Here is a 10,433-nt window from a genome sequence, read left to right as displayed (position 1 = left end):
GGGCCATGCAGGAATTTTTCGGTCAGTCCGCGCGACAGGGCGTCCAGGACTGTGTCGATATCTTCGCCGCGCGCCAGCAGTTTGCGTGCGCGTTCCAGTTCGATCATTCGTATTTGTTCGGAGTTCTCGTGCAGTTCCTGGATCACAGGCACCACGGCGCGGCTGTCGATCCAGTGCATGAACGACTGCACGCGGGTCTCGATGATGGCCTCGGCCTGGGTCACCGCAGCCTGGCGGTTTTCCATTCCGGCCTGGACCGTGGTGGCGAGGTCGTCGACGGTGTACAGGAATACGTCGTCGAGGCGACCGACCTCGGATTCGATATCGCGCGGCACTGCCAGGTCGACCATGAACATCGGCTTGTGGCGCCGCGCCTTGATCGCACGCTCGACCATCCCCAGCCCGATGATAGGCAGTGTGGATGCCGTCGACGACACGACGATGTCGAAATTCGCCAGTTGCTCCGGCAGGTCGGCCAGGCGGATCGCGCGTCCGTCCAGCCGGTGCGCGAGCGCTTCGCCGCGCTCCAGCGTGCGGTTGGCGATGGTCAGGGATTTCGGGTTCTGGGCGCTGAAGTGGGTCGCGCACAACTCGATCATTTCACCGGCGCCAATGAACAATACGTTTTGTTCGCTGATGCGGTCGAAGATGCGTTGCGCGAGCCTGACTGCGGCCGCCGCCATCGATACGCTATGAGCGCCAATTTCAGTTGTGCTGCGCACTTCCTTGGCCACTGCAAATGTGCGCTGGAACATCTGGTGGAGATAAGTCCCCAATGCGCCGGCAGCATCGGCTTCGCGCACTGCGTCCTTCATCTGCCCAAGTATCTGTGGTTCGCCGAGCACCATGGAATCCAGCCCCGATGCGACGCGGAATGCGTGGCGAACGGCCTGGTCCTGGGGCAGGGTGTAGAGGTGCGGGCGCAGTTCCGACACGCTCAGCTGGTGATAATCCGCCATGAAGTGGGCGGTCGCATCGATCGCGTCATTGACCCCGCGCCCGGCGCGGTTGGCACAATACAACTCGGTGCGATTGCAGGTCGACAGTATGGCAGCCTCGGCAGCGGCCTGTTCACCGATGCCGCGCGCCAGCGAGGCGCGTGCAGCCGCCACCGCCTGGCCGAGATGATCGGCTGGAAAGGCGACTTTTTCCCGTAATGACACGGGGGCCGTGGTGTGATTCAGGCCAATGGCGAGCAGCTGCATTCGGTAGTGACCGGTGCGATTGAGTGAGATTGGACAAGGAACGGAGGACGGCCTCTATTATAGCCTGTTGCCCATATCCGGCCGCTGCTGCCCGATTGCAAGAGCAGGGACGCGGTACTCAGGCTGCAGTTTGTTCGAGCCGATAGCCGTAACTGTATACCGGTGCCAGCCGGTAGCCGTGTTCCGGGCGCAAATTCAGCTTGCTGCGCACGCGTGAAACATGGGTGTCCATGGTGCGGGAGGGCACGTCGACGTCGCGCGCCCAGACTGCTTCAAGTATGTAGGCGCGTGACAATGGCCGGCCCATGTTCCGGAAAAACAGCAAGGCGAGGTCAAATTCCTTGTGGGTAAGGTCGACCGCCTGGCCGTCTACCGTCAGGCGACCGGTGCGTGACTCGAACACATAGTTGCCGAACTGGATTTGTTCGACCGCATTGTGCGACGGGTACGCGCGTCGCAGCAGCGCCTGGATCCTGGCCACAAGTTCACCGCGCCGGACCGGCTTGACGATGTAATCGTTTGCGCCACTTGCCAGCCCGGCAATGATGTCGTCTTCGCACGAACGGCCGGTTATGAACAGGATGGGCAGATTTGGCGGGAGGGTCTCGCGAACCGTTTGCACCACTTGTTCCGGTGCTGTGTCGGTACTTTGCCAATGCAGGATCAGCATGTCGAAATTTTCCCGCCGCAATTGGGCCAGCAGCTCATTGCCGCTGCTGAAGGGGAAGCAGGCATGTCCCGCCGATTTGAGTACCTGGCAGACCAGATCGCACTGGCCGCGTTCTTCATCGAGCACAGCAATTCTCATAATTGTGAAAGCGCGAACATCGAACAAGTGGGCGAAATGGACCGGAGTTGCCTCTAATTTACCAACAAATGAGGTAAAGTCCATTACTTCCTGACAATTAGTTAAATCTCCGCCCTGAAAATGTGAACCGGAGGGAACGTTGGCACGACAGCGGGTTCACAAGGGTGTCAAACATGAAAGGCAAGAAACTCATGATTCTTGAATTAGCCGACCTGAGAATACAGCCGGGCAAGCAAGCGGAATTCGACCTTGCGATACGCCGTGGCGTGGCAGAAGTCATCAGCAAGTCAACCGGCTACCTTGGTCACCAGATCAACCACTGCATCGAGACGCCCGAGCGCTACGTGCTGATGGTCTACTGGGCGACGCTGGAAAATCACACGGTGGATTTCCGCGGATCGGAGACCTTTGCGACCTGGCGCGCAATCGTCGGCCCGTATTTCGCGGCGCCGCCCGCAGTCGAGCACTTCAACCTGCTCGAAAAGACGCGCTGATCGCGCACTCCTGAGCATTTCCCGGGTGCCCTGCGCCATGCGCATGGGCACCCGGCGCCGCGCTCCCGCCAGGACCACGGGCATCCATGCCAGCCGGTCCCGGGATCGCATGCAATTTGCATGTGATTTGCATCTGAAGCACGCTTCGATACCGGCCATTCCTCTCCCGCCTGCCGGTGCGGATTTTCGTCCCGCCCCAACTTTTCGCGAACCTGGATTTCCGGCCATGGCCTAAGCCTTGTGGCGGCGCGCAAACCATTGTTGTCATTGATCAATTCCCGTAAACACATGTGTTAACGTGATGCGCTACCTTCAGTTTCTTCCGTAAGTGCTTCAATCGACTACGAATTGATGGTTTTCAGGCTTCTGAAGTATGGCCTGTAAGTCCTTAATTTCATTGAGATAAATGAGACTTGCCACCCTGAATATTCCTTGACCGCAAATTCTTCCTCATCTAAAGTGGGCAGCAGTGTGAAAAAGTGTTTTTTTGTGGGAAGAATTTCTGTAGCGAAGCTGCAGGAATGACAACAAGCAGAATCGGAAAAAAGGCCATTCAAGGTGTTTCAAGGCGCGTCAGCACTCAATCTCGATGCCAAGGGTCGCATGTCGATCCCTGCGAAGCATCGTGACGCCCTGATGGTCCAGTGCGAAGGGCGGGTCACGCTGACCAAGCATCCGCACGGTTGCCTGTTGTTTTTCCCGCGGCCAGTGTGGGAAAGCCATCGCGAGCAGATCGCTTCCTGGCCGATGTCGGCGAAATCCTGGCAAAGGATTTTTCTCGGCAATGCGCAGGATGTCGATCTCGACAGCGCCGGCCGCATCCTGGTCGCGCCCGAGTTGCGCCGCGCAGTCGGCATTACCCGCGACGTGATGTTGCTGGGCATGGGCAGTCACTTCGAGATTTGGGACGCGGCCAAGCTGGAACAGAGCGAAGCCGAGGCGGTAGCGGCCGGCATGCCGGATGTGTTGAACAATTTTTCATTCTGATCCGTGATGAAGTCCCCAGCGGTGCCAGAACTGCAGCACCGTACAGTGCTGCTAGATGAAGCAATCGAAGCGCTTGCGCTCGAGGGCGAGCGTCGTGACGGCATTTACGTGGATGGCACTTTCGGGCGGGGCGGGCACAGCGGCAGGATCCTCGGGCAGTTGTCGGCACAGGGGCGCCTGCTGGCGTTCGACAAGGATCCGGAGGCGATCGCCGTCGGCCGCGCGCTGGCCGCCGCTGATCCGCGTTTCGATATCGTGCATGGCAGCTTCGCAACACTGGACGAAGAGCTCGAATCACGGGCAATCGGGGAGGTGGATGGCGTACTGCTGGACCTCGGGATTTCTTCCCCGCAGGTGGATGCAGCCGAGCGGGGATTCAGCTTTCGCCATGACGGTCCGCTCGACATGCGCATGGACACGACGCGTGGCTTATCGGCGGCCGAGTGGCTGGCCACCGAAAGCCAAGAGAACATACAGAAAGTGATACGCGAATATGGGGAAGAACGGTTTGCTGTTTCGATTGCAAAGGCGATTGTTGCTAGCCGGGCAGTCGCGCCAATTTCAAGCACACGGCAGCTTGCCGGGATCGTGGCTGGCGCTGTCAAGACCCGTGAAAAAGGCAAGGATCCGGCCACTCGCACCTTTCAGGCAATACGCATTTTCATCAATCAGGAACTTGAAGAACTCGAAGTAGGTTTGGCGCGCGCATTCGATCGCTTGGCCCCGCACGGGAGATTGGTGGTGATCAGCTTTCATTCGCTGGAAGACCGCATCGTCAAGCAATTCATGGCCAGCCGCACACGGCTGCCGCAGCCGGATCGACGCCTGCCTATTCGTGCGGTGGACCTGCCATCGCCGGAAATGCGTCTGCTGGGGCGCGTCAAGCCGAGCGACGCCGAGATCACCGGCAACCCGCGTGCCCGCTCCGCCATCATGCGCATTGCAGAGCGCATTCCCCTCGGAGCGCGTCAATGAGCGCGCGGCTGGGGGCATTCCTGACGGCGCTCTTGATCCTGTGCGCCTTGTCGCTGGTCACCGCCCAATATCAATCGCGCCGGTTGTTCATTGAGCTTGAGCGTTCGCAGGCCATGGTGCGCCAGCTCGACATCGAATGGGCGCAGTTGCAGCTCGACCAGTCCACGCTGGGCAAGAGCGCACGCATCGAGGCAAATGCACGGCGCGACCTGGCCATGGTGCCGGTCACGCCTGGCCGCACGCAATATCTCACTGTGGGCGGCAAATAATGCGCCCTACCGGCCACCGCACAGCCGCTGCGCGCGGGGTTCCTTTCTCCACCAGTCCGGTGTTGGCCGTCAAGTTGCCGGCCTGGCGTTCGCGGGTCGTGCTGTTCGTGTTGTTCATTGCGTTTTTCGCCCTGATCTGCCGCGCACTCTGGTTGCAGGGCCATACCAACGAGTTCCTGCAAAAGCAGGGTGAGTCGCGCTATGCGCGCACGCTGGAGTTGCCGGCCACGCGCGGCAAGATTACCGATCGCAACGGCCAGGTTCTGGCCTCGTCATTGCCGGTCCGTGCTGTCTGGGCCATCCCCGAGGACGTGCTGGAAGCGGCGCCCGAGAAGCTGCACGAGCTGGCGCGCCTGCTCGAAATGAGCGAGCGCGAGTTGCGCAAGAAACTCGATTCGGATCGCACCTTCGTCTACCTGAAGCGACAGGTCGAGCAGGAGCAGGTCGACAAGATCCTGAAGCTCAATATTCCGGGCATCCAGACGCGCAAGGAATACAAGCGCTTTTACCCCGAAGGCGAAGTCATGGCCCACGTCGTGGGCTTCACCAATGTGGAAGATGCCGGGCAGGATGGGATGGAGCTGGCGGCGCAGAAAAACCTGGCCGGAACCATCGGCAGCCGGCGCGTGATCAAGGACCGGCTGGGCCGTGTGGTGGAGGATATTGGCGCGATCCGGGAGCCGCACGACGGCAAGGACCTGGTGCTGTCGCTCGACAGCAAGATCCAGTACATCGCCTTTACCCACTTGAAAGAGGCGGTCGACAAGCACAAGGCGAAAGCGGGCGCGGTGGTGGTGCTCGATGTGCGCACCGGGGAAGTGCTGGCGCTGGCCAACCTGCCGACCTACAACCCGAACAACCGCGCGATCCTGACCGGCGCCCAGTTGCGCAACCGGGTCCTGACCGATACCTTCGAGCCCGGCTCGACCATGAAGCCCTTCACGGTGGCGCTGGCGCTGGAGCAAAAGCTGGTGACGCCGGCCACCACCATCCAGACCGCCCCCGGCAGGATCACCATCGGCCGCGCGACCATTGGCGACTCCCATCCGCACGGTTTGCTGACGGTAGCGCAGGTGATCGAAAAGTCGTCCAACGTCGGCACCGCCAAGATCGCCTTGCAAATGCCGGCCGAACACATGTGGGAAATGTTCACCACCGTGGGTTTCGGCCAGCAGCCGCGCTTCGGATTTCCTGGCGCTGTTGCCGGCCGGGTGCGCCCGCACAAGTCGTGGCGGCCGATCGAGCAGGCGACCATGAGTTACGGCCACGGCATCTCGGTGTCGCTGATCCAGATGGCGCGCTCCTACATGATCTTCGCCCGTGATGGCGACATGATTCCGCTGAGCTTCAACAAGTTGCAGGACAAGCCGGCCGGTCAGCGCGTGGTGTCGGTGGCCACTGCACGGGCCATGCGCGAGATGCTGGAAAAAGCGGCCGGCCCCGGGGGCACGGCGCCCAAGGCGCAGGTGCCGGGCTATCGTGTAGCGGGCAAGACCGGTACCTCGCACAAGCTGGCGGGCGGCCAGTACGTCAAGAAGTACGTGTCTTCGTTCGTTGGCTTTGCGCCAGTTTCCGATCCGCGCATCATCATCGCAGTCATGATCGACGAGCCGTCCAATGGCAAGCATTACGGCGGCGAAGTCGCCGCGCCGGTCTTTTCCGCGGTTGCCGCCAATGCGCTGCGCTCGCTCAATGTCGCCCCGGATTCCAAGGTGATGAACATCATCATCCCGGCCGAACCGCTGGTGGAGAGCCTGTGATGGCGCGCAAGGATATCCCGATCGACGACATCCTCGCCTGGATGAAAGTGGTGGCCGATGGCGCCCAGCTTTGCTCGGATTCGCGCCAGCTGGCCGCGGGCGAGCTGTTCCTGGCCTATCCGGGCGACACCTCCGATGGTCGGCGCTACATTGCCGACGCAATCAGCCGTGGCGCGGCTGGCGTCGTGTTCGAACAGTCAGCGGATTTTGAATGGAATGCCAGCCATGCCGTGCCGCACAAGGCAGTGCCGGGCCTGCGTCGGCTGGCCGGGCCGCTCGCGCGCGGCTGGTATGGCGCTCCCGACCAGGAGATGTTCTCGGTCGCCGTGACCGGCACCAATGGCAAGACTTCCTGCACCCATTGGCTGGGTTGCGCGCTGTCGCAGGTGGACGGTCCGGTTGCCGTGGTCGGCACCCTCGGCGCCGGCCTGTGGGCCGATGGCCGCATGGGTAACTTCAGCGCCACCGGTTTCACCACGCCGGATGCCGTGCAGCTGCAGCGCCGCATGGCCGAGCTGCGTGCGGCCGGTGCGTGGGCGCTGGCAATCGAAGCCTCGTCGATCGGCTTGCAGCAAGGACGCATGGACGCACTGCACGTTGACGTTGCATTGTTCACCAACCTGACGCGCGACCACCTTGACGTCCATCGCGACATGGCCGAATACGAACAGGCCAAGGCCATGCTGTTCGATTGGCCCGGCCTGCGCCATGCCGTGATCAACCTCGATGATCCGGCCGGACTGCGTCTGCTCGAACGGCTTCGTTTTCGCCCCGATGTTGCCGTGATTGGCTACACCATCGCCGACGCCGTGCTGGAAGACAGCGATATTCCGGTGCTGCGCGCAAGCGAGATCAAGAGCACCCAGGCCGGCACCGGTTTCAACATCAGCTCACCGTTTGGCAGCGGGCCGGTGCGCACCCAACTGGTCGGCCGTTTCAATGTCAGCAATGTGCTGGGCATAGCGGGCGTGCTGCACACCCGCGGGATCGAGTGGGAAACCATCATCGACCTGATAGAAAACCTGCAATCCGTGCCAGGCCGCATGCAGCAACTCGGCGGCCAGGATGCGCCGCTGGTGGTAATTGACTACGCGCACACTCCCGATGCACTGGAAAAGACGCTGGCATGCCTGCGCGAAGTGGCGCAAGAGCGCGGCGGCCGCCTGTGGTGCGTATTCGGCTGCGGCGGTGACCGCGATCCGGGCAAGCGTCCGGAGATGGGCGCGGTCGTCGCGGCATTGGCCGATGACATCGTCGTCACCAGCGACAACCCGCGCAGCGAAGACCCGGGGGCCATCATCCAGGCGATCATCGCCGGCATGCCCAGGGCGCCGCAGACGGTGGAGGATCGCGCCGCCGCAATACTGTGGGCGATTCGCCATTCCTCCCGCGCCGACGTGGTCCTGCTGGCCGGCAAGGGACATGAAAATTATCAGGAAATCAAGGGACGCAAGCAGCTATTCCTGGACGCGGATCATGCCGCCCTGGCCCTGCTGTCCCGAGCAACGATGAAAGGAAATACGTAATGCAGTCATCGTTGGCGCATTTGCAACGCCGCGTCGCTGGCTCGGTCATGACGACAGAGGCAGTGTTCGGCGGCGTATCGACCAACAGCAAGACCGTGCAGCGGGGCAACTTGTTTGTTGCGCTGCGCGGCGAGCGTTTCGACGCCCATGACTTCCTGGACGATGTGGTGGCGGCCGGTGCGGCCGCGGTGGTTGCCGAACGGGTGCCGCCGGGTTTTTCCTTGCCTGCGCTGATGGTTGCCGACACCCGCTTCGCGCTGGGTGAAATCGGCAGTTTCTGGCGCTCGCAGTTCGCGCTGCCGCTGATTGCAGTTACCGGCAGCAATGGCAAGACGACGGTCAAGGAAATGATCGCGTCGATATTGCATGCCGAGTTTGGCGAGGACAATTACCTGGCCACCCGCGGCAATTTCAATAACGAGATCGGCGTACCGCTGACACTGCTGCGCCTGGAGCCCGGACACCGTGCCGCGGTGCTGGAACTGGGCATGAATCATCCGGGTGAAATTATCCGGCTGGCCGCAATTGCCCAGCCGACCGTGGCATTGGTCAACAATGCCCAGCGCGAGCACCTGGAATTCATGGCCAGCGTGGAGGCGGTGGCGCAGGAAAACGGCAGCGTCATCCGCGCGCTGCCCAAGCACGGCATCGCCGTATTTCCGGCCGACGACGCCTACACGCCGCTGTGGCGCGGCATGGTCAGCGGCGCCAGCCAGCGCAAGGCGCTCACTTTCGGACTGACCGACGAAGCCAGTGTCTGGTGCACCTGGAAGCCTGCGGAATTCGGCAGCGAGATTACGGTCAGGATCAAGGAGCACAGCTTTGTGGTCAACCTGGCTGCGGCCGGCGTCCACAACGTACGCAATGCGCTGGCGGCGATTGCCTGCTGCCTGGCAATTGGCTTGCACCGCAAGGCGATCGTGCGCGGGCTGGAAGCTTTCCAGCCGGTCAGCGGCCGGCTGCAACGCAAGATCGCCACCAGTGGTGCAACCGTGATCGACGACACCTACAACGCCAATCCCGATTCTGTGCGCGCCGCCATCGACGTGCTGGCGCTGGCATCCGCACCGCGTGTGCTGGTACTGGGCGACATGGGCGAAGTCGGGCAGGAAGGCCGCCAGTTCCATATTGAAATCGGCGCCTATGCGCGCGGACGCGGCATCGAGCAATTGTTCACATTGGGCGAGCTGGCCCAGCACGCCAGCACCGCTTTTGGCGCACACGCTCGCCATGCGGCCGACATCGACGCACTCAAGCAGGCGGTGCAGGCGGCAGCGCCGGCCGGGGCCACCGTGCTGGTAAAAGGATCGCGCTTCATGCGCATGGAACGCCTGGTGCAGCACCTGACCGGCGAAACCGGACAGGAGAAACACTGACATGCTGCTCTGGCTAGCCAACCTCTACCAGGCCGAATATGGCTTCCTCCGCGTATTCGGTTTCATTACCTTCCGCGCCGTGTTCGCGACACTGACTGCGCTGGCGATCGGCCTGTTTTTTGGTCCCGCTGTGATCCGCATGCTGACCCGCCTGAAAGTCGGGCAGGCAGTGCGCACCGACGGCCCGCAGACGCACCTGGTCAAGTCAGGCACGCCGACCATGGGCGGCGCGCTGATCCTGATTGCAATTGCCGTGGCAACCGTGCTGTGGTGCGACTGGAGCAACCGTTTCATCTGGCCGGTGATCCTGGTGACATTCGGCTTTGGTGCGATTGGCTGGGTCGACGACTATCGCAAGGTGGTGCACAAGGATCCGAAAGGCATGGCTTCCAGGGAAAAATATTTCTGGCAGTCGCTGATCGGGCTGGTCGCCGCTTTTTACCTGGCGTTTTCGGTATCGGGTGAAACCAATACCAAGGTATGGGCCTTGTTCGTGTCCTGGGTCCAGTCCGGTTTCAGCATGGACCTGCCGCCCAAGGCCGACCTGATCGTGCCGTTCTTCAAGACCATCAGCTATCCGCTGGGCGTCTGGGGCTTCATTGCACTGACCTACTTCGTGATCGTTGGCACCAGCAATGCAGTGAACCTGACCGATGGCCTGGACGGACTGGCCGCCATGCCGACCGTCATGGTGGGGTCCGCGCTCGGACTGATTGCTTACCTGACCGGCAGCGCGAACTACGCGCGTTATCTGTTCATTCCGCACATACCGGGCGCTGGCGAGTTGCTGATTTTTTGCGGCGCGATGGCTGGCGCCTGCCTGGCCTTCCTTTGGTACAACGCCCATCCGGCCCAGGTCTTCATGGGTGATGTCGGCGCGCTGGCGCTGGGCGGCGCGCTCGGCACGGTCGCCGTCATCGTGCGCCAGGAAATCGTGCTGTTCATCATGGGCGGCGTATTCGTGGTCGAAACCCTGTCCGTCATGTTGCAGGTGGCCTGGTTCAAATACACCAAGATGCGAACCGGCGTCGGC

At 61.8% G+C, this 10,433-nt stretch carries 10 protein-coding genes; 8 read left to right on the top strand and 2 right to left on the bottom strand.

The window, feature by feature from the left end:
- Positions 1-1,205: glutamyl-tRNA reductase (gene hemA, locus Q7T64_RS02295; protein WP_304790495.1), on the bottom strand; the 1,205-nt coding region annotated here is incomplete at its 3' end.
- Positions 1,206-1,323: 118 nt separating this feature from the next.
- A complete protein-coding gene (locus Q7T64_RS02290) occupies positions 1,324-2,013 on the bottom strand; it encodes a response regulator transcription factor (protein WP_304790493.1) in 690 nt (229 codons plus the stop codon).
- Between the two features lie 191 nt (positions 2,014-2,204).
- On the opposite strand from Q7T64_RS02290, the gene Q7T64_RS02285 reads away from it, so the two are divergent.
- From Q7T64_RS02285 to mraY, 8 genes are all read left to right on the top strand, one after another.
- Entirely contained in the window at positions 2,205-2,507 is a 303-nt protein-coding gene (locus tag Q7T64_RS02285; protein ID WP_304790490.1) for an antibiotic biosynthesis monooxygenase, read from the top strand.
- Positions 2,508-3,065: 558 nt separating this feature from the next.
- On the top strand, positions 3,066-3,494 hold the full coding sequence (gene mraZ / locus Q7T64_RS02280) for a division/cell wall cluster transcriptional repressor MraZ (RefSeq protein WP_151448578.1): 429 nt from the start codon (positions 3,066-3,068) through the stop codon (positions 3,492-3,494).
- Between the two features lie 6 nt (positions 3,495-3,500).
- Entirely contained in the window at positions 3,501-4,469 is a 969-nt protein-coding gene (rsmH, locus tag Q7T64_RS02275; protein ID WP_304790502.1) for a 16S rRNA (cytosine(1402)-N(4))-methyltransferase RsmH, read from the top strand.
- Positions 4,466-4,738: a cell division protein FtsL gene (gene ftsL / locus Q7T64_RS02270; protein WP_304790482.1), complete on the top strand. Its 273-nt coding sequence runs from the start codon at positions 4,466-4,468 to the stop codon at positions 4,736-4,738. The genes rsmH and ftsL overlap by 4 nt, the downstream gene beginning before the upstream one ends.
- On the top strand, positions 4,738-6,498 hold the full coding sequence (locus tag Q7T64_RS02265; protein ID WP_304790479.1) for a penicillin-binding protein 2: 1,761 nt from the start codon (positions 4,738-4,740) through the stop codon (positions 6,496-6,498). The genes ftsL and Q7T64_RS02265 overlap by 1 nt, the downstream gene beginning before the upstream one ends.
- Positions 6,498-8,024: a UDP-N-acetylmuramoyl-L-alanyl-D-glutamate--2,6-diaminopimelate ligase gene (locus Q7T64_RS02260; protein ID WP_304790475.1), complete on the top strand. Its 1,527-nt coding sequence runs from the start codon at positions 6,498-6,500 to the stop codon at positions 8,022-8,024. Before Q7T64_RS02265 ends, Q7T64_RS02260 begins: the two co-directional genes overlap by 1 nt.
- Positions 8,024-9,400: a UDP-N-acetylmuramoyl-tripeptide--D-alanyl-D-alanine ligase gene (gene murF / locus Q7T64_RS02255; RefSeq protein ID WP_370653243.1), complete on the top strand. Its 1,377-nt coding sequence runs from the start codon at positions 8,024-8,026 to the stop codon at positions 9,398-9,400. Before Q7T64_RS02260 ends, murF begins: the two co-directional genes overlap by 1 nt.
- A gap of 1 nt (position 9,401) precedes the next feature.
- Positions 9,402-10,433, top strand: a 1,032-nt coding sequence (mraY, locus tag Q7T64_RS02250) for a phospho-N-acetylmuramoyl-pentapeptide-transferase (RefSeq protein ID WP_304790471.1), incomplete at its 3' end; no start/stop codon positions are given.

The sequence above is a fragment of the Lacisediminimonas sp. genome, from assembly GCF_030645335.1.
Classification (GTDB): domain Bacteria; phylum Pseudomonadota; class Gammaproteobacteria; order Burkholderiales; family Burkholderiaceae_D; genus Lacisediminimonas.
The sequence above is the reverse complement of the archived record's forward strand: the minus strand, read 5'-3'. Positions and strand labels throughout refer to the sequence as shown.

Bases quoted from the DNA above. Each gene is read 5' to 3' on its own strand.
- Q7T64_RS02290 (WP_304790493.1), bottom strand. From the start codon at position 2,013: ATGAGAATTGCTGTGCTCGATGAAGAACGCGGCCAGTGCGATCTGGTC.
- Q7T64_RS02285 (WP_304790490.1), top strand. From the start codon at position 2,205: ATGATTCTTGAATTAGCCGACCTGAGAATACAGCCGGGCAAGCAAGCG.
- rsmH (WP_304790502.1), top strand. From the start codon at position 3,501: ATGAAGTCCCCAGCGGTGCCAGAACTGCAGCACCGTACAGTGCTGCTA.
- ftsL (WP_304790482.1), top strand. From the start codon at position 4,466: ATGAGCGCGCGGCTGGGGGCATTCCTGACGGCGCTCTTGATCCTGTGC.
- Q7T64_RS02265 (WP_304790479.1), top strand. From the start codon at position 4,738: ATGCGCCCTACCGGCCACCGCACAGCCGCTGCGCGCGGGGTTCCTTTC.
- Q7T64_RS02260 (WP_304790475.1), top strand. From the start codon at position 6,498: ATGGCGCGCAAGGATATCCCGATCGACGACATCCTCGCCTGGATGAAA.
- murF (WP_370653243.1), top strand. From the start codon at position 8,024: ATGCAGTCATCGTTGGCGCATTTGCAACGCCGCGTCGCTGGCTCGGTC.